The organism is Marinobacter sp. ELB17 (genome assembly GCF_000169375.1).
Classification (GTDB): domain Bacteria; phylum Pseudomonadota; class Gammaproteobacteria; order Pseudomonadales; family Oleiphilaceae; genus Marinobacter.
In genome coordinates this window covers 1-20,960 of record NZ_AAXY01000012.1, presented here as the reverse complement: position 1 = coordinate 20,960, position 20,960 = coordinate 1, and the positions used below count along the sequence as shown (strand labels likewise).

The following is a 20,960-nucleotide window of genomic DNA, read 5'->3' as shown; positions in this document are numbered from 1 at the left end:
TAAATTGCGTAATACTGCCTGATTTCGAGCCGTTTAGCAAAAGTCAGTTGCTATCGAGCGCTTGCCAGCGGTTATCCGTGAACTGCTCGATGGGTTTGAAGCGGCTTTTGTAGTTCATTTTGCGACATTCCAGAATCCAGTAACCCAGATACACATGGCTGAGCTGCTGGCGCCGGGCTTCTTCAATTTGCCAGAGTACCGCGAAGGTGCCCAGGCTGCGATGATCCAGGTCCGGTTCAAACACGGTATAGATAGCCGACAGGCCGTCGTCCAAACGGTCAACCGCCGCCAACCCGATAAGCTCGCCATGCAGGGTCATTTCCAGAAACCAGGAATCGGTCTGGCCTTCCACCAGAAACGCCATGAACTGCTCCCGTGATGGCGGGTACATGTCGCCGTCTTTGTGGCGCAGCTCAATGTAGCGGGCATAAAGCCGATACCATTGCTCCGAATAGGCAGCTGGCACCAGCGCGCAGGCTACATCAGCGTTTTTTTTCCAGACCCGGCGTTGGTTGCGGTCGGGGATAAACTCTGCCACGGGTACCCTGACAGGAATACAGGCCTGGCAGTTTTCACAGTGGGGGCGGTAATAGTGTGAGCCGCTGCGGCGAAAGCCAATAGCCGTCAGCTGGCTGTAAAGGGTGCGGCTAACCTCTGCTTTAGGGTCGACAAACATGGTGGTGGACTGGCGGCCCGGCAGATAGCTGCAGTCGTGAGCGGGTGTAGCAAAGAACACCAGTGTTCTCAAATTGCTCATTCACCCTCCGGGCTCGGCCAGCGCCATTGAAACTGCCAGTCTGCCACTGCCGGTGGTTGTTTTGTATAGCGGCCGAGCATGGCCAGAAACTCCGTTCGCGGTATTGTTTGTGCGCCCATGCTCAATAGGTGATCGCTGGCTACCTGACAGTCAATAATCTGATATCCCCACTGTTGCAATTGGTTGGCCAGATGCACCATTAATACCTTGGACGCGTTGGTTTCCAGCGAGAACATCGACTCGCCAAAAAAACAGCTGCCCAGCGCTATACCGTACATGCCTCCCGCCAATTCGCCGTGGGGGTTCCAGATTTCAATAGAATGGGCAATGCCTTCTCGGTGAAGCTTGTTGTAGGCCTGAAGCATGTTTTCGGTAATCCAGGTGCCTTCAGCGCGGGTAGAGCCACACAGGCGCATAATCCGGCTGAAGGCACGGTCCGCCGTTACCGTGAAATAGCCTTTGTTGAGGCTGCGGCGCAGGCTGCGGGAAATGTGAATATTTTCTGGATATATGACGCAGCGCGGATCGGGTGACCACCAAAGTATGGGTTGGTCGTCGCTGTACCAGGGGAAAATACCGTTTTCATAAGCCAATACCAGGCGCTTGCTGCTCAGATCACCGCCGGCGGCCAGCAGGCCGTCGGGTTCCACCATCGCGCTCTCGGGCGAGGGGAACCACAGCGCATGTTCAGGCAACCAGGGCAAAGACGTCATAGTGTGTTCGCTGTTCAGCTCGGCTTTGTTGGTTTAGCTCAGTTGGTCCAGATAGCGCTCGGCGTCCAGCGCCGCCATACAACCAAAACCGGACGACGTTACCGCTTGGCGATACACATGATCGGCAACATCACCGGCTGCAAATACGCCGGGCACGGTTGTCTGGGTCGCCATTCCGTCCAATCCGGAGCGGATGTGCAGGTAGCCATTTGTCATTTCAAGCTGGCCTTCGAACAGGCTGGTATTGGGTTTGTGGCCAATGGCGATAAACACGCCGGAAAGGTCCATGTCCTGCTTGGAGTCGTCTTTCATGCTGCGAATGCGCATACCGGTTACGCCGGTGCCGTCGCCCAGTACCTCGTCCAAGGTGTGATCCCAAATAATTCGCACATTGCCGTTGGCGGCTTTTTCAAACAATTTATCCTGCAGAATTTTCTCTGCACGCAGGCTGTCGCGGCGGTGCACCAGCGTCACTTCGGCGGCGATGTTGGACAGGTACAGAGCTTCTTCCACGGCGGTGTTGCCGCCGCCGATAACCGCTACCTTCTGGTTGCGATAGAAAAAGCCGTCACATGTTGCACAGGCCGACACACCCTGGCCCTTGAATTTCTCTTCCGACTCAAGCCCCAGATACATGGCCGAGGCGCCGGTAGAAATGATCAGCGCATCGCAGGTGTGCTCGCCGCTGTCACCCTTCAGGCGAAACGGACGCTGATTCAAATCGACTTCATTAACCGTGTCGTAAATGATTTTAGTTTCAAAGCGTTCCGCATGTTTCAACATACGTTGCATTAATTCTGGCCCTTGCACGCCGTCGTTGTCACCGGGCCAATTGTCGACGTCTGTGGTTGTGGTCAGCTGGCCACCCACTTCAATACCGGTGATCAATGTTGGCTTCAGGTTGGCGCGGGCCGCGTAAACGGCAGCGGTATAGCCGGCAGGGCCGGAACCTAGAATAATCAGGCGGGAGTGTGTGCTGGTGCTCATGCTGTTCTCACTTAATACGAGTGTGGTCACTGTGCTCGCAGCTCATTATGGCGGCGGCACGAAGTTTAAAAAGTTTTAAATGTTTAGAAAGTTTGGAAAGCTTAGAAAGTTCAGTAGAAAGATACAAAGGCTATCATGAATAGCCGGTGCGCTTGCCAGTTGTTTTGGCCAATTCTACTGATACGCCTGCCCTATGGGTTCAGCCGCCAGGCACCCAACAGGCTCAGTCGCCAAGCACCGATACGCCGGCCAGCAAGCGTTGCACCCGCTCCCGGCTTTTGCCGCTTTCGCCCTGTTCCAGGCGATGCTCTGCCACCGCCGCAAACACCGCCTGTACGTCGTCTGGCAGCACGTGATCACGGCCCTGCATCAGCGCCCAGGCTTTCGCTGCGCGCAGCAGGCCCAGACCGGCGCGCGGCGACAGGCCGTAAAGCAGGCCCGGAATGTTACGGCTGGCTTCCAGCAAGCGTTGTACGTAGTCCAGTAGCGCGGGGCTGGTGCTCATCCGCAGTACCGTTTGTTGAATGCGCGTCAATTGGTCTTCAGCTAACAGGGTGGGCAGGCGCTGGGTCAGGCTGCGACGGTCTTCGCCTTCCAGTAATTGACGTTCTGCCTGGGAATCAGGGTAGCCCAGGTGCAGGCGCATCAGAAACCGGTCGAGCTGGCTTTCTGGCAGCGCAAACGTGCCACCTTGCTCGATGGGGTTTTGGGTGGCAATCACAAAAAACGGTTGGGGAAGGGGCCGGGTTTCGCCCTCAATCGACACCTGCCGTTCTTCCATTGCCTCCAGCAGAGCGCTCTGGGTACGCGGCGATGCGCGGTTTATTTCGTCGGCTAGAATCAACTGGGCAAAAATCGGCCCCGGATGAAAAACAAGGCTGCCGGCAGCCTTGTCGTAAATCGAATAGCCCAGTACGTCCGCCGGCAGCAAATCGTTGGTAAATTGAATGCGTTGATAGCGCAGGCCCATTACGTGTGCCAGAGCGTGGGCAAGCGTGGTTTTACCCATGCCAGGAATGTCTTCAATCAGCAAATGGCCGCCTGCGAACAGGCTGCAAAGCGCCAGGCGCACCTGCCGTTCTTTGCCCAGCAGAATGCCATTGAGTTCGTGGACGATCTGATTTATCGCTTTGTTCATATTCTGATCAATCTCCTGCCTATCTGAAATGTCTGCGCAAAAGGCAATACGCCGGCCGCTCAGGAAAGAACAGGTGCGGCGCTATTTGGTCATTACGCCCGCAGGCAATTGCATTGTCATGCAGTGCAGGCTTCCACCTTGCCGAAGCAGCGGGCGACAGGGTATGGCGATGATTTCGCGGTCTGGGAACAGATTCTGCAATGTGGCGATCGCTGCGGCATCTTGGGGTACATCGTATACTGGCAGTAATACCGCGCCGTTGATGATCAGAAAGTTGGCGTAAGTGGCCGGCAGGCGCTGGCCTTTTTCATCACGGATAGCGTCTGGCCAGGGCAGGGGTGTCAGACGGTAAGACTCACCATTGGCCTGGCGGAAGTCGCGCAGGCCTTCGGCCATGGCGCCAAGAGCGCCATAATGCTCGTCGCTTTCATCAGGGCAGGCGACATAACAGATGTGGTCGGGTGAGCAAAACCGCGCAAGAGTATCTATATGGCTGTCGGTATCGTCGCCGGCCAGGTAACCGTGATTAAGCCAGAGCACCCGGCGAATGCCCAGTAACTGGCCAAAAAGTTTCTCCATGGCGCTGCGGCTGTAATCGGGGTTGCGGCTGGGGCTTAGCAGGCATTCGCTGGTGGTCAGCAGAGTGCCTTCGCCATCGGTGTCGATGGCGCCGCCTTCCAGGATGAATTCGACGCTTTTCAGGGTGCTGCCGTCAAACGCACCGGCCGTGAGCAGCCTGTTGTTCAAGGCGTTGTCTTTGTCCCACGGAAACTTATTGCCCCAGGCGTTAAAACTGAAATCGACCAGCCTGGAGCCTTGGTGAGTGAACACCGCTAAAGGACCATGGTCGCGCGCCCAGCTGCCGTCTGACGGCGCAACCAGAACCAGCGCGCAGAATGCCACACCAGCGGTTTTTACATAATGGTTTAGTTGTTCCTGCAGTCGCTGCGCCTGCTCTGGGTCTTCGCAGCTGATCAATACGGATTCGAAGCGCAAAACCGCGTGCGCAATCGCCATAAATACCGGCTCTGTCTGTGCCAGATGGCTGGCCCAGGCGGTGTTCTGATGGGGCCAGGTCAGCATCACCGCACTCTGCGGCGCCCACTCTGCGGGTAATAACGGCTTCGATTTCACTGGGCCAGTACCTTTTCCCTATTGAAAAAACCATTCTAACGGACAGGCGCCGGCACGTCAGGATCTACTGGCAAAACTTTGCGGCCTTTTCTGTGTCTGTGTCAGGGCGTGTGCTTTATAACCGCGCGAATAACCCGCTCGCTCTCGAAATACACCACAAAAGCCGGGTAGTGCCACTGGCTGATGGGCGGCTGGCCTACCGGGCCGCGGGTAGACTCGGGTGAGCCCCAGCGCTCGCGCACGCGGTCGGCTTTCATACCGGTCTGTGGCAGTGATATGGCATCGCGGTCGCCCTGTTGGCCGAGCGGAATAAACAGTTCCTGAGTACTGGCAGGCATCACCGACAAGGTCGTCGCCAGAGCGACAGATAACAGGCCGGCTCGCAGCAATAGGCGCCAAAAGCGATGGGTCTTCATGGTCAGGGTGACTCCGCAGGAGAAATGGATAAAACGTAATTTAGTCTGCGCTTTGGTCATTTGCCTCGGCAGTTCCGGTATTCGGTTGCTGGCGCTGGCGAACTTGCCAGCGCATGATGTGGCGCGCCAGCTGTTGGCGATCACTGTCTTCCAAACGCACAAAGCGGGTGTGAATCCGTGAGCCGCCGCGGTCTTCGGTGTTAACGCCTACTACTTCGCCAACGGCCCGGGGCTGAAACAGTTCCGGCGGCAGAGTCAGGCGTATGGCAATATGGTCACCCACCTGCAAGCTGTCATCGTCGCTAAAAAAGGCAACGCCACCCTCGCTGAGCGTGGCTTGGTACCAATGCTCTGGTTGCAACGGATTTTGCTCAAAGGCCATAATGCGCGCCAGAATATCCAGCTTGGAGTTGAAAACTTTTAACAGGCTTTGCAACGCCCGGTCGCGCTCGCTTAAGCCGGCAAGTTGGGTTTTGATGTCTTGGTCAAGGCGTTTGAATTCCGCCTGTAAGCTGGTGAGCGGGGTATTTCCGAAGGCGCTGAAAGCGTCTTTGGTACTGGTGGATAGTTTGTGCATCTCCAACCCAATCCAGTCGTTTATTCTAAAGTAATCCCGCCGTTCGCGTTGTTTCTTCGCATTGGCGCTGTCATCGTTGCGCTGGGCCATTAGGACTCCGATACGGATGTTCGTTTGTAGGGTGAAGTTTAGCAGTTCCCGGCGCGGCATTAACACGACCGGGTTCAATCAATCACGAATTAGTCGCAGCCAGCAGCAGGCAAGGCTTTATGTTTAAACCTTTATCATTTTATATCGGCTTGCGCTATATCGCTGCCAAACGCCGTAATCACTTTATTTCGTTTATTTCACTCACCTCTATGATCGGCTTGATGCTGGGCGTTGCGGTGCTGATTATCGTTCTGTCAGTCATGAACGGTTTCGATCGCGAGCTGAAGCAGCGAATTCTGGGTATGGTGCCCCACGCTATTATCGAGGGTTCCGGCCCGATTGAAAACTGGGAAGCGCTAGACGCCGCAGTCGAGAAACACCCGCGAGTGTTGGCGGCGGCCCCGTTTATTCAGGGCCAAGGCATGGTCACCGGCGGCGGAGAGGTGCGCGGCGTGTTGTTGAACGGCATTTTGCCAGACCAGGAGCGAACCGTATCGATTATTGAAGACCACATGGAGCAGGGCAGCCTGGACGATCTGAAGTCTGGCGAGTTCGGCATCATTATTGGGCGCTTTTTGGCGTCCAGCCTGCGCCTGCAATTGGGTGACAAAATAACCGTGGTGCTGCCCGAAGCGTCGGTAACGCCGGCTGGCGTATTGCCGCGATTGAAACGGTTTACCGTCAAAGGCGTGTTTAGCGTGGGTGCCGAGTTAGACGGCAGCTACACTTTGATACACATGGACGACGCCGCCAAGCTGATGCGCACAGACGGTAAAGCCCAAGGCATCCGTTTGCTGGTTGATGACCTCTTCGCCGCACCGCGGGTAGCCGAGCAAGCGGCGCAGCTGCTTTCAGGGCGTTATTACATATCCGACTGGACCCGCACCCACGGCAATCTATTCCAGGCCATACGAATGGAAAAAACCATGATTGGCCTGTTGCTGATGTTCATTGTGGCGGTGGCGGCGTTCAATATTGTGTCCACTCTTGTCATGGTGGTCACCGACAAAACCGCAGACATTGCCATTTTACGCACCATGGGCGCGACACCTGCGCGCATCATGCGCATCTTCATTGTGCAGGGCGCGGTCATCGGCGTTTTCGGAACCCTGGTGGGCACTGCGCTTGGTATTCTGGGTGCACTCAATATCAGCGCGTTCATCAGCTGGCTGGAGGGCGCACTGGGCCATCAGTTCCTAAGTGCCGACGTGTATTTTATCAGTTACTTGCCGTCCCAGCTGCTATGGGAAGACGTCATGATCATCAGCGGTAGTGGTCTGGCCATGAGCCTGCTGGCCACTATTTACCCGGCCTGGCGTGCGTCTCGTATCGACCCGGCAGACGCGCTTAGATATGAATAGAGCCAACCTATGAGCAAAAGCATAAAAGACGTAACGACCAACCCCGCGAACTGGGTTATTGATTGCAATCAAGTGACCCGTACCTATAGCCAGGGCCCGGAAAATCTGACGATTTTTTCCGACATCTCGTTGCAAGTCACCGCCGGTGAAACCATCGCCATTGTCGGTAGCAGCGGCTCCGGGAAAACTACGCTGCTGAATTTGCTAGGCGGGCTAGACCGACCGTCAACGGGCCATATCGAAATTTGCGGTAAGGAAATTTACAAGCTGTCGGAAGCCGCGCGGGCGCGCTTTCGCAACAAGCATCTTGGGTTTGTGTACCAGTTTCACCATTTGCTGCCGGAGTTCTCCGCGCTTGAGAACGTGATGATGCCCTGCGTGCTGGGTGGTATTAGCGTGGCGGCAGCGCGCAAGAAGGCCGCTGTTCTGCTCAACAGTGTGGGGTTGGGCGCACGCCTGGAGCACAAGCCGGGCGAACTGTCTGGCGGTGAGCGTCAGCGCGTGGCCATAGCCCGGGCCCTGGTGAACGAGCCCGACTGTGTTTTGATGGACGAACCCACCGGTAATCTTGATGAACACACCGGTGCCGGTGTGCGCGCATTGATCGAATCGCTGCGCGATCAGTTTGGCATGGCGTTTGTGATGGTTACCCACGATATGTCGATGGCACGAAGTCTGGGGCGGGTGATGCGGCTGGAGCAGGGGCGTTTGGTACACGAGGGTTAGTGGCGGCGCTGCCCCCGGCGCAGACGCCAGTTGGCGCGGACTCTTCTGCGCCATAACAACTGAATGATCAAATAAGCGAAGCAGGCAGACACCGTAGCCACAACCAGCGAGCCCAGGTAAAGCGGTATGCCAATATCCAGCAGGCGTTCGCTGATCCACGCCAGTGACGGCGAGAATTCAAAATCCAATAGTGGCCTGCTCAGCATCCAGGCCCCCAGTTTGTAGTTGAAGTAGAAAATCGGGGGCATGGTAACCGGGTTGCTGATCCACACCAGCGCCACCGCCAGCGGCAGGTTGGCGTTGAACCAGATCGCGAACAGCGCCGATGCAAGCATCTGGAAAGGCATCGGAATAAAGCAGAACCACACGCCTATCAGAAACGCACGGGCCACACTGTGGCGGTTGATATGCCACAGATTGGGTTCCTGTATGATATCGCCCAGAAAATTCAGCGATTTCATTTGTCTCACCCTTTCCGGAGACGGCAAATAGCGTTTCATGAACCTCTTCGGCATAAGAAGTTGTTCTGCCTATAGACGTGTAAACGACCGGTGTTAGGGACAACACCGGTGCCATAACTCAGGAGGACAAGGAATGTCCGGCGATTTTTTCAGTGGCGGCTCAAACCGCCCGCTGTCTCGCAGCCCGCGAGGCCTAGTTGTCGGGCCTTTGCTAATCGCGTTCTGTTGCGGCGTTATCTTACTGTATCGGTTGTCGGTGTTGCCAGCGTGGCAATTGCTGCTTGCGGCTATGGCAGGTTGCGGCGTGCTGGCGCTGTTGCTTCCTCACCGCTGGGGCCGCACGGCTTTTATTCTGCTTGCGGCGCTGTTAGCGGGTACCGCCTGGGCTTCATGGCACTCCAGTCAGCGCCTGCATGAGCGCCTGCCGGCGGCATGGGAAAGGGTGCCGCTGGAGGTGTCCGGTTATGTCTGTAGTCTTCCCGCCCGGGGCAGTTTTAACAGTTTAAAGTTCGATTTCTGCCTAGTGGGAAACGCTTACCAGCATAACGTGCAAGCGCCATCACCGGCGCACCCTCTACCCTCCCGCTTGCGCCTGGCCTGGTACGGCGACCATCCGGACCAGTTACCCGGTCACACCCTGACTATAACGGTTGTGCTTAAACGCCCACACGGTGGCTTGAACCTGACCGGTTTCCGCTATGAAGACTGGCTGTTCCGTCACGGTTACCGCGCCACCGGAAGTGTGCGCACGGTAGTGCCGGATGCCAGTATTGAATGTGGCCTGCACTGCCGTTACCGCTACCAGCACCGCCGTCTGCTGAACTGGGTGACGGCGAAGTTTGGCGAAGCCAGGCATTTCCCGTTGTTGGCGTCTTTGCTGATTGGCTATCGCGGCGCCATGACCCCCACCCACTGGGACACTCTGAAAGCCACCGGCACCATTCACCTGGTGGCGATTTCGGGCCTACATCTGGGCCTGGTGGCTCTGGGCATTGGATGTGTGGCGCGCCGGTGTGCGGTGCGAGTACCCGAATCCATTCTGTCTGAACGTGCCAGGCGGCGCCTGGTGTTTGGCGTGGTGATGATTGGCTGCTTGGCCTACGCGTTGATGTCCGGCTTTACCGTGCCAACCCGGCGCGCGCTGTTAATGATCGCTGTACTGGGCTGGGCGCTGCTGCAAGGCTGGCACATTCCGCCCTGGCGCAGCCTGCTGCTAGCGCTGACAGTGGTGTTGATTGCCGATCCATTTTCGCCGCTGGACGCCGGCTTCTGGCTGTCATTTTGTGCGGTGGCGGTGTTGATACTGGTGTTCTCAGGGCGCCTTGGCGTGGTTCAGGGCGTGCTGGCGCTGGTGCTGGCGCAGACTGCCATGTTCGCCGGATTATGGCCGGGACTGCTTTTACTGGGCCAGAATCAGCCGCTGGCGGGGTTTGTGGCCAATCTGTTTGCCATTCCGTGGGTGTCGATGGTCGTTATGCCGCTGCTGCTGTGCGGCGCTTTGCTCGTGGCGCTTGTACCCGCCAGCAGCGTGTGGGTGACGCTGCTGCTGGACACCGTATTGGGAATTTTATGGCAAGGATTGCAGTGGCTGGGGGGCTGGGACAGCCCGACAATTCAACTGGGTGTTGCCGCTGCCATCGGGTTGGCGGCGGTCGTATTGTTGGCTTTGTGGTATCCGCAGCGGGGCTTCCGCCTGGCGCTGGCGGTGTTGCTGGGGCTTTGGTTAGTGTCGCACGGGCGGTTTCAGGCGCCGGTTGGTAATCGCCTCGTACCTCTGCCGCAGGTGATTGTATGGGATGTCGGCCAGGGCCTTTCGGTTCTGGTACGTCATCAGCAGCAGGCACTGCTGTATGACACCGGCCCAGCCATTCCCGGTGTGTTTTCGGCGGTAGAGTCGGTGATACTTCCCAACCTTCGGGCGCTGGGGGTGCAGCGCTTGGATACGCTGGTGGTGAGCCATGCCGATGGCGACCACAGCGGTGGCCTGGAGCAGCTTGTCACCGAATTGCCGCTAGCGCGCTTGATCGGCGGTGAAGCGGCCGAAACAGCCGATCGCCTGGGGCAGGCCGGGCTGATCAGAAAAGTGACAGACTGCAGGCGGCAGACCCTGATGCTGGGGCGACTGGAGCTGAATTTCTGGCACTCAGATCGCGCCAAAGAGGGTAACGGGGCTTCCTGCGTGCTGCGCATTCGTGACCCAGACTCGGCGACCGAGTGGCTACTAACCGGTGATATTACCGTCAGGGAAGAAGCCGAATACCTGAGCTATCTGAATGATCAACCGGTGCAAAAGGCGCGTGACGCCGTTACCCGGGTGTTGTTGGCGCCCCACCATGGCAGTAAAAGCTCGTCTTCCGACGCTCTGGTTCAGGCTCTTTCGCCCGATACCGTCATTTACACCGCCGGCTACCGTCATCGCTACGGCCACCCGCACCCGCAGGTAACCCGCCGTTATAAATTGGAGGGTAGCCATCAAATCAATACCGCCTGCGCCGGAGCGGTGGTTATGGAGGTAAAATCTGCTGGGCTGGTTATCCACCAGATGCAGCAAAACGCGCCATTCTGGATCAGTGGCCCTGGTCTGGCACGGGCGCGGTGTCTCGAACGGTTGCGTAACGTCACACAATAGTCGCTATGCTAAAAATGCCGACAGCTATGCTAAAGTAGCGCGGCTTGTAATTGACCAGGAGACCGAGCGTGTTCGAGCTTTTAAAAGCCGGTGGCATTTTGATGATGCCCATACTGTTTTGTTCTGTGTTGGCATTGGCCATCATCCTTGAACGTTTCTGGAGTCTGCGTGACAGCCGGATCGCGCCGCCAGAGGTGCTGAACGAGCTGTGGCGTTGGATCAAGAAAAAAGAGCTGAACGGCAAGCGTCTGAAAACCCTGCAAGCGTCGTCACCTATGGGGCGTGTGCTTGCCAGCGGTTTGCTGAACGCCAAGCACGGCCGTGAGGTAATGAAAGAAAGCATCGAGCACGAAGCCAGTCAGGTGGTTCACCAGCTCGAGCGGTTTCTGAACCCACTGGGCACCGTTGCAACCATAACGCCGTTGCTGGGCCTTTTGGGCACGGTCATCGGCATGATCAAAGTGTTTGCGGAAATTCAGTTGGCCGGTGTGGGCAATGCTGGCAATCTGGCTGGCGGTATTTCTGAGGCCCTGATAACAACAGCCTCTGGCCTCAGTGTGGCCATTCCCGCGTTGATTGCCCATCGCTATTTTATCCGCCGGGTAGACGCCCTGGTGATAAACATGGAGCAAGAGGCCATCAAACTGGTGGAAGTGGTACACGGCGACCGCGAAATTGACGTAAAAGGAGCCTGAGCCCAGTGAAGTTCAAGCGCCAGCGCAGCCAGCACGTGGCTATGGACCTGACACCGCTGATCGATGTGGTGTTTTTGTTGTTGATTTTTTTTATGGTATCGACAACGTTCACCCGGGAAAGTCATCTTCAGGTGGAATTGCCGCAAGCCAGCGGTAATCCGGCGCCGCCGGCAGAAGTGGAACAGATTGATGTGGTGATTAGCGCCGATGGCCAGTACCTGCTGAACGGCAAACCGCTGGTGAACAATCGCCGCAAAACGCTGGAGCGAGGCATTCGGGAGTTGGCCGACGCAGACACATCATTGCCGTTCATCATCACCGCCGATGCCCGAACTCCCCACGAGTTTGTGGTGCGGGCGATGGATGCGGCCGGTCGCCTGGGTTTCGCCAAACTCAGCATTACCACCGAACGTGAGGCCCAATCCCCGTGAGTGCAGCAAGTTCACCAGGCCCGACAATCCCAAAAATCTCCCCAGGCCCAGAGCATGAAAGCCCGGGTAAGATGCCAGAGGGCAGTTGGCACACCTACAAGCGCCTTTTACGCTATGTGAAACCTTTTTGGATAGCGTTTACCCTGGCGATAATCGGCAACGTTATCTACGCCGCGGCGTCGACCGGCATGGCGGCGGCCATGGAATACGTCATCAAGGCCATTGAAAATCCGACCGATCAGAATCGGCTGATTTTAACTCTGCTGATTGTCGGGGTGTTTGCGTTTCGTGGCCTGGGCACCTTCATGAGCCAATATTTCATCAGTTACGTGGGTCGTAACGTCATCAATGCCCTGCGCACCGATGTCTTTGACTGCATGCTAACCTTGCCGTCGCGCTACTTTGATGACAACGCGGCCGGCCGATTGGTGTCGAAGCTGACCTTTAACGTGGAACAAGTGGCTGAAGCCGCTACCGACGCTATCACCATTACTCTCCGTGAGGGCCTGACCATTGTCGGGCTGATGGGCTATATGCTCTACACCAACTGGAAACTCACGCTGGTATTTCTGGCGGTAGGGCCGCTGATCGGAGCGGTGGTCAGCTACGCCAGCAAGCGCTTCCGTAAAATCAGCAAACGCATTCAGGGCTCCATGGGCGACATTACCCACGTTGCGTCGGAATCGATCAGCGGTTATCGGGTGGTGCGCACCTTTGGCGGTGAAGACTTCGAACGCAAGCGTTTTCAGAAGGTCAGCGAAAGCAATCTGAAGCAAAGCTTGAAGATGTCATCTACCCAGGCCATCAGCGTGCCTGTGATTCAGGTTCTGGTGGCAATTGCGATTGCGGCGCTGGTGTGGACCATGTTGTCGCCGACGATTCGCGGCGAAATGAGTACCGGTCAATTAGTCGCCTTTATTACCGCAGCAACAACCATGGCCAAGCCTATTCGCCAAGTGACTTCCGTGCATTCAAAAATCCAGAAGGGCCTTGCGGCAGCCTACGATGTGTTTGAAACCCTGGACGAACGCCCGGAGCCGGATTCCGGCATCTTTGCCCCGCAGCGGGTTAAAGGCGACATCGAATTTCGTGACGTGGGCTTTAGCTATCGCGACCAGCTCGACAAGGTGTTAAACAATATTTCACTGACGGTTCCAGCGGGGCAGAGCGTTGCCCTGGTCGGTCGCAGTGGCAGTGGCAAATCCACGCTGGTGAGCCTGTTGCCGCGATTTTACGATTACACCGACGGCGAAATCCGTATTGATGGCCATTTGTTGGAAGACTTTACGCTGCAGGCCCTGCGCGCTCAGATTGCACTGGTTACGCAGAGCGTAGTCCTGTTCAACGATACGATTGCAGCGAACATTGCCTACGGCGCGCTGCGCGATTGCAGCCCCGAGGCCATCCGTGAAGCCGCCGGCAAAGCGCACGCTCTGGAATTTATCGACCGCATGCCCGAGGGCCTGAATACCATGATTGGCGACAACGGCGTTATGCTTTCCGGGGGCCAGCGCCAGCGTCTGGCCATTGCCCGGGCGCTGCTAAAAGACGCCCCTATTCTGATTTTGGACGAAGCCACATCGGCGCTGGATACCGAATCTGAGCGCTACATCCAGAATGCTATGGAAACGGTGATGAAAGGCCGCACCACCTTGGTGATTGCTCACCGCCTGTCGACCATTGAAAACGCCGATCGCATACTGGTGATGGACAATGGCCGCATAGTGGAATCCGGCCGCCATCAGGAGTTGCTGGACCAGGGCGGCGCCTATGCCCAACTGCATCAGATGCAGTTCAGCGAGCACGCATGACCAGCGGTAATCGGGTATGAGTTCGCTGGTAGATCGGTTGTGGTATAGCCAAAATCGCCCGCTGGGATTTCTGGCGCCACTGGCCTGGCTGTACCGGCGCATTGCTTCATCGCGCAGGCGCAAAGCGTTGAAAGATCGGGCCCCGGCGTTAACGGCTCCGGTGGTGGTAGTGGGTAATATTACAGCCGGTGGCACCGGTAAATCGCCGCTTACGGCCTGGCTGGTAACGCAAATGCGCAACGCCGGCTGGCATCCGGTCATTCTTAGCCGCGGTTACGGTGGTAAGTCCGGGCAATACCCGCTTTTTGTGAATGCCGATAGCAACGCCAGCATTGCCGGTGATGAACCCGTTATGCTGGCACGGGCCACTGGCTGCCCGGTGGTGGTAGATCCGCAACGGCTGCGCGCAGCGCACTACGCCATTGATCAGAAATTGGGCGATGTTCTGGTGTGCGATGACGGTCTTCAGCACTACGCTCTGCCCCGTGACATAGAACTGGCCGTATTCGACGCCAGCCGCGGCTTGGGCAATGGCGCTAGCATTCCTGTGGGGCCGCTACGGGAGCCGGCAGAACGGCTGAACTCGGTCGATTATATTATTCTTAATGGCTCTACCGGAGCGCACGTTCGCCGCCACAGCCAATTTGCCGGCGTGCAACACAGGGCAATCTACACCATGAATCTTAGCCCGATGCATCTTCTGCACCTGGCCAGCGGTGCGCAGGTACCGCTGACAAAGCTGGCGGGACAAAAGCTGCTGGCGGTGGCGGGTATCGGGAACCCGGCGCGATTTTTTGCCACCCTCAGCGCCTTGGGCGCAGAGGTAAGGCCGCGGGCTTTTGCCGACCATCACCGTTTTAAACCGGGCGACCTGAAAACCGACGCTGGTGAATGGTTGGTAATGACCGCCAAAGATGCGGTGAAGTGCCAGGATTTTGCACCCGACAACGGTTACGCTCTGATGATTGAAGCCCAGCTGCCCGCCGAATTTGGCCGCCGGCTGCTGAGCCAGTTGGCCCGTTGGCGCCAGCTGCACCCGAATAAAAGCGGCCCGCTGGCGGCTGCTTCCGTTGCAACAGAACGAGACCATCATCATGGATAAAAAACTGCTGGCACTGCTGGCGTGCCCGGTGTGTAAAGGCGAGCTTAAGCTTAACGACGAAAAAACCGAACTGTTGTGCTATCAGGACGCCATGGCGTTTCCCTTGCGCGAAGGTATTCCGGTGATGCTGGCCACCGAAGCCCGCACCCTGAGCACCGATGAGCGCCTGCACAAAAGCTGAGCGAGGAGCCATTCATGTCCTTTACCACGCCCTTTACCGTCGTGATTCCCGCGCGCTTCGGCTCAAGCCGCTTGCCGGGCAAACCCTTGGCAGACATTGGCGGCCAGCCGATGATTCAGCATGTGTGGCAGCGGGCGCAGGAAAGCCGTGCCGGGCGAGTGGTGATTGCCACCGACGACGCGCGGGTGCAGCAAGCCTGTGAGCGCTTTGGCGCCGAAGTCGTCATGACCTTGGCCGGTCATGTCAGCGGTACCGACCGTCTGGCTGAAGTGGCACGGGCCTTGAATTTGGACGAAGACCACCGGGTAATCAATGTACAAGGGGATGAACCACTGATCCCCAGCGTGTTGATTAATCAGGTGGCAGACAATCTGGACTTGCACCCCGAAGCGGCCATTGCCACTCTGTGCGAGCGTATTCACGACACTGAGTCGGTGTTTAATCCCAACGTGGTGAAAGTGGTTTTCGACCAGCAGGGGATGGCACATTATTTCAGCCGCGCGCCCATACCCTGGTATCGCGATGGCTGGGCCGCGGCTACGGCGGTCGGGGCAGACCGCACTGTAAATCGGGATCTGCCGGACAATTTTGGTTATTTTCGCCACATCGGCATTTATGGTTATCGCGCCGGCGTACTGGCCGATTTTGTGTGCTGGCCACCGGCGCCCGCCGAACAGGTTGAAGCGTTGGAACAGCTGCGTGCGCTTTATAACGGCGCTCGCATTCATGTCGATTTGGCGGCCGTCAGTCCGCCAGCCGGGGTAGACACCGAAGCGGATCTGCAACGGGTAAGGGCTTTTTTGAACAAGCAGGAGACAAATTAATGGCAGCCTCTGTTAGCGTTTTATTTGTGTGTCTGGGTAACATTTGCCGCTCACCCACCGCCGAAGGCGTGTTTCGCAAACAGGTAGCGGCCGCCGGTCTTGAACAGCAGGTACGTATTGATTCTTGCGGTACCGGTGACTGGCATATTGGCAAAGGCCCGGATCAGCGCGCGGTGACCGCGGCCGGTCGAATCGGTATTGATATCAGCGGCCTGAGAGCGCGTCAGTTCGAGGTCGAAGACCTGGGCAGTTTTGACTATGTATTAGTGATGGACCGCCAGAATCTGGCAGACGTGAAAGAAATTTGGCATCAGAACGGCGGCACCGTGCCACGGCTGTTCCTGGACTTTGCTGATTTTGACGATCAGGAAGTGCCAGATCCGTACTTCGGTGAAGACGATGGTTTTCAACACGTGCTCGAACTGATCCACCAAGCCGGTGAAGGTCTGCTGAATGACATTCGCGGGAAACTGGGGTGAAAACTCTGCCAGAAATACGGGAAAGGGTAGATTTAACGCCCCATAACTCTCTGGCCATTGCAGCCAATGCCCGCTATTTCGCCCGAATTACCCATCGTGAACAGGTTGGCGCTACGCTGGCTTGGGCAGATGAAAAAAATCTGCCGGTGCTGATTGTCGGCGGTGGCAGTAACCTGGTATTCCGCGCCGACATTGATGGCCTGGTTGTGCACATGGCTCTGGCAGGGCGGCACTGGCGTGATATTAGCATTGAGGCGGCCACGCTAGTGCTGGGTGCTGGTGAAAACTGGCATGACGCGGTCTTGTACGCCGCCCGCAGCGGCTATCGCGGCATCGAAAATCTGGCGCTGATTCCGGGTACCTGCGGCGCCGCACCGGTACAAAATATTGGCGCTTACGGCGTGGAGTTGTCAGATACGCTGGTGTGTGTCACCGCTCTGGATCGCAGTAGCGGAAAGCCAGTTACCCTAAGTGCAGAAGCGTGCAATTTCGCCTACCGTGATAGCCTGTTTAAACAGCAGCCCGAACGGTATCTGATTCTGGACGTGCATCTGCGCCTGTCCCGCAGCCAGCCTTTCCAGTTGGGTTACGGCGAGCTGGCGGCTTACTTTGGCGACACGCCCGTGTCAAAACTAAACGCTGAAGGCGTGGCTGAGGCGGTAATGGCCGTTCGCCGCCGCAAACTGCCAGACCCGCAGCGCCTGCCAAACGCCGGCAGCTTTTTTAAAAACCCGGTGGTCAGCCAAAAGGTGTTTGAGCAGCTGAAAAGCCGTTTTTCAGACCTGGTGGCTTATCCGCTGCCATACGGTCAGGGCGTGAAGCTCGCTGCGGGCTGGCTGATTGAACAGTGCAGTTGGAAAGGCTACCGCAATCAATGGGTAGGTGTGCACAATTGCCAGGCTCTGGTGTTAATCAACCACGGCGGCGGCAGCGGTGCACAGCTGCTAGCGCTGGCTCAGGAAATTCGCGAGTCTGTTCAGGCACGCTTTGGTGTTGAGCTAGAGCAGGAGCCGCTAACACGACCAGCCATTGACTGACCCGATCGTTCATTAAAAAACCCTGGTGCGCGAACGCGGCCAGGGTTTTTTACGAAGCGTTTTGGGTTCTACAACGGTGAAATGCTCTTCAAGAAATTAATCGCATCCGCCAGAGCAACATCCTGTTTGTCGGCATCACGGCGGCCCTTGTATTCCAGAGTTCCGGCTTCCAACCCGCGGTCAGACACTACAAAGCGATGGGGAATACCGGTCAGCTCCATATCCGCAAACTTTACCCCCGGCCGCTCGTTGCGGTCGTCTAGCAGCACGTCGTAACCGGCCTCTTGCAGCTGTTGGTAGAGCTTTTCACCGGCTTCGGCCACCGTTGGTGACTTATGGCCGTTCAGAAGCACCACGGCAACCCGGAAGGGCGCGATGGCGTCGGGCCATATAATGCCGCGGTCATCGTGATTTTGCTCGATTGACGCCGCCACAATCCGCGACACGCCAATGCCGTAGCAGCCCATGTAGATCGTGGCGGTTTTGCCATTTTCGTCCAGCACCGTGGCGTTCAGCGCCTTGCTGTATTTGTTGCCCAGTTTGAAGATATGGCCCACTTCAATACCGCGGCGAATTTCCAGGGTGCCCTGGCCACAGGGGCTGGCGTCGCCTTCCACCACGTTACGTAAGTCTTCCACCCGGCCCAGTGGCAGGTCGCGTTGCCAGTTTACGCCGGTCAGGTGCACGTCATTCTTGTTGGCGCCGCAGACAAAGTCCGTCAAGTGCGCTGCGCTGCGGTCGACAATCACCGGCACCGACAGATTTACCGGCCCGATCGAGCCAGGTTCGCAACCGGTGGCGCGCTGAATTTCCTCATCCGTGGCCATCGTCAACGGGTCGGCCACGCCGGCCAGATTTTCCGCCTTGATCTCATTCAGGGTGTGGTCGCCGCGCAGAATCAGCGCCACCAATCCTGGGTCACTGCCTTCTTCGGCACCGGCTTCAGCTTTCACCAGCAGCGTTTTCACGGTTTGGGTGGCGTCTCCTTTCAGGAACTTGGTAATGTCGGCAATCGTCCGTTGGCCCGGCGTCGCCACTTCGGTCATCGCCTGGGAGGGCGCGGGGCGCTCGCCGGCGGGTGCGACGGCTTCGGCTTTTTCTATATTCGCCGCGTAGTCGCTGCCGGTGCTGAACACGATGGCGTCTTCACCAGAAGAAGCCAACACGTGAAATTCCTGGGAGCCACTGCCGCCAATGGCGCCAGAGTCAGCCTGCACGGGGCGGTAATCCAGGCCCAGGCGATCAAATATGGCGCAGTAGGTGCGGTGCATCAGCTGGTAAGTTTCGTCCAGGGATTCAGCATTGATGTGAAATGAATAGGCGTCTTTCATGATGAACTCCCGTGCACGCATCACGCCAAAACGGGGGCGACGTTCGTCACGGAATTTTGTCTGAATCTGAAAGAAGTTGGCCGGCAGCTGCTTATAGCTTTTCAGCTCGTTGCGGATCAGGTCGGTAATCACTTCTTCGTGGGTAGGGCCAAAGCAAAACTCGCGGCCGTGGCGATCGTTCATGCGCAGCAGTTCGCCGCCGTATTCGTCCCAACGGCCGGATTCCCGCCACAGTTCTGCCGGCTGCACCGCGGGCATCAGCAGTTCTTGCGCGCCGCTGCGGTCCATTTCTTCGCGCACAATGCGCTCAACTTTGTGCAGGGTACGCAGGCCCATAGGCAGCCAGGTATAAAGGCCGGCGGCCAGTTTGCGGATCAAACCGGCACGCAGCATCAGCTGGTGGCTGATAATCTCGGCGTCGGCGGGTGTTTCTTTCTGGGTGGCAATCAGATAACGGCTGGCTCGCATTTTGGGTTCCGTCAGGAGTGATTCATGGAGAGGCCGCAGCCTCAAAAATAATGGGCTCTATTGTACGGAGCCGCAACAGGCAGGTACAGACACCCGCCCGGTAAAGTTGGGTTTGCCCGGGCTTAAAGGCGCACAGTCCGCAACGTCAGGACAAATAGCCTAAGGGTAGGGCCGTGTTATCCAGAACCCGGCGCAGCACAAAGCTCGAATGCACGCCGCTCACCCCGGCAATGCGGGTTATCTGGTTCAGCAAAAAGTGATGGTAATGGTCCATATCCGGCACCACCACTTTGAGCATGTAGTCCGCATCGTGGCCGGTAATCAGGTAGCACTCCAGCACCTCCGGATAGGCGCTGACGGCCTCCTCAAACGCCGCAAAACGTTCCGGTGTGTGCCGGTCCATGCCGATCAGAATGATGGCGGTGAGCGCCAGCCCCAGTTTTTTGTGATTAAGAATGGTTGCCGTGCGCACAATCACGCCGCTTTGCTCCAGCGCACGCACCCGGCGCAGGCAGGGCGACGGCGATAGCCCGACTTTGTCAGCCAGCTGTTGGTTAGTGAGTGAGCCGTCTTTTTGCAGATAGTCCAAAATTTTTCGGTCGGTTTTGTCCAGTGCGATCAGGGTTTCGGATTTATTAAGCATATTCTGCCAATAACCTCGGTTTTAGCAATATTTAATGGCTTTATAGTCCGATTTATAGCCTTCATTAGCAATCACCTGCGGCGACTTTTTGTGTAATCTTATGTTCTGTAACCGGCAATCTGCACACGCAAAAGGAAACCGTTGTATGGCTTTTGATCATCGTAAATACGCCGCCTTCAAGCCCATTGCTAAAACCAACCGGCGCTGGCCCGATCGTGTGATTGAGCGGGCGCCCACCTGGTGCGCGGTTGATTTACGCGATGGCAACCAGGCTCTGGTAAAACCTATGTCGGTCAGCCAGAAACAGCGGATGTTTGATTTGCTGGTAAAGCTGGGCTTCAAGGAAATCGAGATCGGTTTCCCCGCAGCCAGCCAGCCGGACTTTGATTTCTGCCGCAGGCTTATCGAGGAAGGGCGTATTCCTGACGATGTAAATATTCAGGTGCTGACCCAGGCCCGGCCGGCGCTGATCAAGCGCACTTACGAAGCGCTGGAAGGCGCCAAAAAAGCCATTGTCCACGTTTATAATTCCACTTCTACCGTGCAGCGCCAGCAGGTGTTCGGGTTAGACCGTGATGGCATCCGTGATATTGCAGTAGAAGGCGCGCGTTTGGTGAAGGAGCTGGCCGCCGGTTACCCGAACACCGAATGGACCTTTCAGTATTCGCCGGAGAGCTTTACCGGCACCGAGCTGGATTTTGCCGCTGAAGTCATCGATGCAGTGACCGACGTGTGGCGCCCGGACCAGGGCCAAGCGGTCATTATTAACCTGCCTGCCACGGTAGAGATGGCCACGCCCAACGTATTTGCCGATCAGATCGAGTGGATTTGTGACACCATTCAGCGCCGCGAACATCTGAGCATCAGCGTGCACACTCACAATGACCGGGGCTGTGGCGTAGCCGCGGCCGAACTGGCGGTCATGGCGGGCGCTGATCGGGTGGAAGGAACGCTGATGGGGAACGGCGA

Annotated in this window: 22 protein-coding genes; 12 read left to right on the top strand and 10 right to left on the bottom strand. The window is 57.2% G+C overall.

Annotated elements, in window-relative coordinates; genetic code table 11:
• Positions 1 to 43 precede the first annotated feature (43 nt).
• The 7 genes from MELB17_RS14055 to MELB17_RS14025 form a co-directional block, all read right to left on the bottom strand.
• Positions 44 to 757, bottom strand: coding sequence for an arginyltransferase (locus MELB17_RS14055; RefSeq protein ID WP_007350941.1), 714 nt, complete (start codon positions 755 to 757; stop codon positions 44 to 46).
• On the bottom strand, positions 754 to 1,470 hold the full coding sequence (gene aat, locus MELB17_RS14050; RefSeq protein WP_007350940.1) for a leucyl/phenylalanyl-tRNA--protein transferase: 717 nt from the start codon (positions 1,468 to 1,470) through the stop codon (positions 754 to 756). Before aat ends, MELB17_RS14055 begins: the two co-directional genes overlap by 4 nt.
• A gap of 33 nt (positions 1,471 to 1,503) precedes the next feature.
• On the bottom strand, positions 1,504 to 2,457 hold the full coding sequence (trxB, locus tag MELB17_RS14045) for a thioredoxin-disulfide reductase (protein WP_007350939.1): 954 nt from the start codon (positions 2,455 to 2,457) through the stop codon (positions 1,504 to 1,506).
• A 223-nt stretch (positions 2,458 to 2,680) separates the two neighbouring features.
• Complete coding sequence (locus tag MELB17_RS14040) at positions 2,681 to 3,595, bottom strand: AAA family ATPase (RefSeq protein WP_007350938.1); 915 nt, start codon at positions 3,593 to 3,595, stop codon at positions 2,681 to 2,683.
• A gap of 81 nt (positions 3,596 to 3,676) precedes the next feature.
• Complete coding sequence (locus MELB17_RS14035) at positions 3,677 to 4,729, bottom strand: agmatine/peptidylarginine deiminase (protein ID WP_083796398.1); 1,053 nt, start codon at positions 4,727 to 4,729, stop codon at positions 3,677 to 3,679.
• Between the two features lie 101 nt (positions 4,730 to 4,830).
• Complete coding sequence (locus MELB17_RS14030; protein WP_007350936.1) at positions 4,831 to 5,205, bottom strand: hypothetical protein; 375 nt, start codon at positions 5,203 to 5,205, stop codon at positions 4,831 to 4,833.
• Positions 5,186 to 5,812 (bottom strand): PilZ domain-containing protein, encoded by a 627-nt coding sequence (locus MELB17_RS14025; RefSeq protein ID WP_007350935.1) that lies wholly within the window; start codon positions 5,810 to 5,812, stop codon positions 5,186 to 5,188. The genes MELB17_RS14030 and MELB17_RS14025 overlap by 20 nt, the downstream gene beginning before the upstream one ends.
• Before the next feature lie 119 nt (positions 5,813 to 5,931).
• On the opposite strand from MELB17_RS14025, the gene MELB17_RS14020 reads away from it, so the two are divergent.
• A complete protein-coding gene (locus MELB17_RS14020; RefSeq protein WP_007350934.1) occupies positions 5,932 to 7,173 on the top strand; it encodes a lipoprotein-releasing ABC transporter permease subunit in 1,242 nt (413 codons plus the stop codon).
• Positions 7,174 to 7,182: 9 nt separating this feature from the next.
• On the top strand, positions 7,183 to 7,899 hold the full coding sequence (locus MELB17_RS14015; protein WP_007350933.1) for an ABC transporter ATP-binding protein: 717 nt from the start codon (positions 7,183 to 7,185) through the stop codon (positions 7,897 to 7,899).
• Here MELB17_RS14015 and MELB17_RS14010 read toward each other — a convergent pair.
• Complete coding sequence (locus MELB17_RS14010; RefSeq protein WP_036184853.1) at positions 7,896 to 8,414, bottom strand: DUF2062 domain-containing protein; 519 nt, start codon at positions 8,412 to 8,414, stop codon at positions 7,896 to 7,898. The two genes, MELB17_RS14015 and MELB17_RS14010, sit on opposite strands and share 4 nt — an antisense overlap.
• 79 nt (positions 8,415 to 8,493) lie before the next feature.
• Here MELB17_RS14010 and MELB17_RS14005 point away from each other — a divergent pair, with 79 nt between their 5' ends.
• From MELB17_RS14005 to murB, 9 genes are all read left to right on the top strand, one after another.
• The gene (locus MELB17_RS14005; protein WP_007350931.1) at positions 8,494 to 10,989 is read left to right on the top strand and encodes a DNA internalization-related competence protein ComEC/Rec2; all 2,496 of its coding nucleotides are present in this window, start codon (positions 8,494 to 8,496) and stop codon (positions 10,987 to 10,989) included.
• 68 nt (positions 10,990 to 11,057) lie between these two features.
• A complete protein-coding gene (locus MELB17_RS14000) occupies positions 11,058 to 11,684 on the top strand; it encodes a MotA/TolQ/ExbB proton channel family protein (protein ID WP_007350930.1) in 627 nt (208 codons plus the stop codon).
• A 5-nt stretch (positions 11,685 to 11,689) separates the two neighbouring features.
• Positions 11,690 to 12,115, top strand: a complete 426-nt coding sequence (locus MELB17_RS13995; protein ID WP_007350929.1) for an ExbD/TolR family protein — start codon at positions 11,690 to 11,692, stop codon at positions 12,113 to 12,115.
• A gap of 71 nt (positions 12,116 to 12,186) precedes the next feature.
• Positions 12,187 to 13,926 carry a lipid A export permease/ATP-binding protein MsbA gene (gene msbA / locus MELB17_RS13990; protein ID WP_007350928.1) on the top strand — a complete coding sequence of 580 codons (1,740 nt, stop codon included), beginning with the start codon at positions 12,187 to 12,189 and terminating at the stop codon, positions 13,924 to 13,926.
• Between the two features lie 16 nt (positions 13,927 to 13,942).
• Positions 13,943 to 15,028 (top strand): tetraacyldisaccharide 4'-kinase, encoded by a 1,086-nt coding sequence (gene lpxK / locus MELB17_RS13985; protein WP_007350927.1) that lies wholly within the window; start codon positions 13,943 to 13,945, stop codon positions 15,026 to 15,028.
• Complete coding sequence (locus MELB17_RS13980; protein WP_007350926.1) at positions 15,021 to 15,209, top strand: Trm112 family protein; 189 nt, start codon at positions 15,021 to 15,023, stop codon at positions 15,207 to 15,209. The genes lpxK and MELB17_RS13980 overlap by 8 nt, the downstream gene beginning before the upstream one ends.
• Positions 15,210 to 15,223: 14 nt before the next feature.
• Positions 15,224 to 16,033: a 3-deoxy-manno-octulosonate cytidylyltransferase gene (gene kdsB / locus MELB17_RS13975; protein ID WP_007350925.1), complete on the top strand. Its 810-nt coding sequence runs from the start codon at positions 15,224 to 15,226 to the stop codon at positions 16,031 to 16,033.
• The gene (locus MELB17_RS13970) at positions 16,033 to 16,512 is read left to right on the top strand and encodes a low molecular weight protein-tyrosine-phosphatase (protein ID WP_007350924.1); all 480 of its coding nucleotides are present in this window, start codon (positions 16,033 to 16,035) and stop codon (positions 16,510 to 16,512) included. Before kdsB ends, MELB17_RS13970 begins: the two co-directional genes overlap by 1 nt.
• Entirely contained in the window at positions 16,509 to 17,549 is a 1,041-nt protein-coding gene (gene murB / locus MELB17_RS13965; protein ID WP_007350923.1) for a UDP-N-acetylmuramate dehydrogenase, read from the top strand. The genes MELB17_RS13970 and murB overlap by 4 nt, the downstream gene beginning before the upstream one ends.
• A 68-nt stretch (positions 17,550 to 17,617) precedes the next feature.
• Here murB and MELB17_RS13960 read toward each other — a convergent pair whose 3' ends face one another.
• Positions 17,618 to 19,348 carry a proline--tRNA ligase gene (locus MELB17_RS13960; RefSeq protein WP_007350922.1) on the bottom strand — a complete coding sequence of 577 codons (1,731 nt, stop codon included), beginning with the start codon at positions 19,346 to 19,348 and terminating at the stop codon, positions 17,618 to 17,620.
• A 145-nt stretch (positions 19,349 to 19,493) separates the two neighbouring features.
• Positions 19,494 to 19,991, bottom strand: coding sequence for an Lrp/AsnC family transcriptional regulator (locus MELB17_RS13955; RefSeq protein WP_007350921.1), 498 nt, complete (start codon positions 19,989 to 19,991; stop codon positions 19,494 to 19,496).
• A gap of 145 nt (positions 19,992 to 20,136) precedes the next feature.
• Here MELB17_RS13955 and MELB17_RS13950 point away from each other — a divergent pair.
• A partial coding sequence (locus tag MELB17_RS13950; protein ID WP_007350920.1) for a 2-isopropylmalate synthase occupies positions 20,137 to 20,960 on the top strand: 824 nt, incomplete at its 3' end.

Bases quoted from the DNA above. Each gene is read 5' to 3' on its own strand.
- MELB17_RS14055 (WP_007350941.1), bottom strand. From the start codon at position 757: ATGAGCAATTTGAGAACACTGGTGTTCTTTGCTACACCCGCTCACGAC.
- aat (WP_007350940.1), bottom strand. From the start codon at position 1,470: ATGACGTCTTTGCCCTGGTTGCCTGAACATGCGCTGTGGTTCCCCTCG.
- trxB (WP_007350939.1), bottom strand. From the start codon at position 2,457: ATGAGCACCAGCACACACTCCCGCCTGATTATTCTAGGTTCCGGCCCT.
- MELB17_RS14040 (WP_007350938.1), bottom strand. From the start codon at position 3,595: ATGAACAAAGCGATAAATCAGATCGTCCACGAACTCAATGGCATTCTG.
- MELB17_RS14030 (WP_007350936.1), bottom strand. From the start codon at position 5,205: ATGACCAAAGCGCAGACTAAATTACGTTTTATCCATTTCTCCTGCGGA.
- MELB17_RS14025 (WP_007350935.1), bottom strand. From the start codon at position 5,812: ATGGCCCAGCGCAACGATGACAGCGCCAATGCGAAGAAACAACGCGAA.
- MELB17_RS14020 (WP_007350934.1), top strand. From the start codon at position 5,932: ATGTTTAAACCTTTATCATTTTATATCGGCTTGCGCTATATCGCTGCC.
- MELB17_RS14015 (WP_007350933.1), top strand. From the start codon at position 7,183: ATGAGCAAAAGCATAAAAGACGTAACGACCAACCCCGCGAACTGGGTT.
- MELB17_RS14010 (WP_036184853.1), bottom strand. From the start codon at position 8,414: ATGCCGAAGAGGTTCATGAAACGCTATTTGCCGTCTCCGGAAAGGGTG.
- MELB17_RS14005 (WP_007350931.1), top strand. From the start codon at position 8,494: ATGTCCGGCGATTTTTTCAGTGGCGGCTCAAACCGCCCGCTGTCTCGC.
- msbA (WP_007350928.1), top strand. From the start codon at position 12,187: ATGCCAGAGGGCAGTTGGCACACCTACAAGCGCCTTTTACGCTATGTG.
- lpxK (WP_007350927.1), top strand. From the start codon at position 13,943: ATGAGTTCGCTGGTAGATCGGTTGTGGTATAGCCAAAATCGCCCGCTG.
- MELB17_RS13980 (WP_007350926.1), top strand. From the start codon at position 15,021: ATGGATAAAAAACTGCTGGCACTGCTGGCGTGCCCGGTGTGTAAAGGC.
- kdsB (WP_007350925.1), top strand. From the start codon at position 15,224: ATGTCCTTTACCACGCCCTTTACCGTCGTGATTCCCGCGCGCTTCGGC.
- MELB17_RS13970 (WP_007350924.1), top strand. From the start codon at position 16,033: ATGGCAGCCTCTGTTAGCGTTTTATTTGTGTGTCTGGGTAACATTTGC.
- MELB17_RS13960 (WP_007350922.1), bottom strand. From the start codon at position 19,348: ATGCGAGCCAGCCGTTATCTGATTGCCACCCAGAAAGAAACACCCGCC.
- MELB17_RS13955 (WP_007350921.1), bottom strand. From the start codon at position 19,991: ATGCTTAATAAATCCGAAACCCTGATCGCACTGGACAAAACCGACCGA.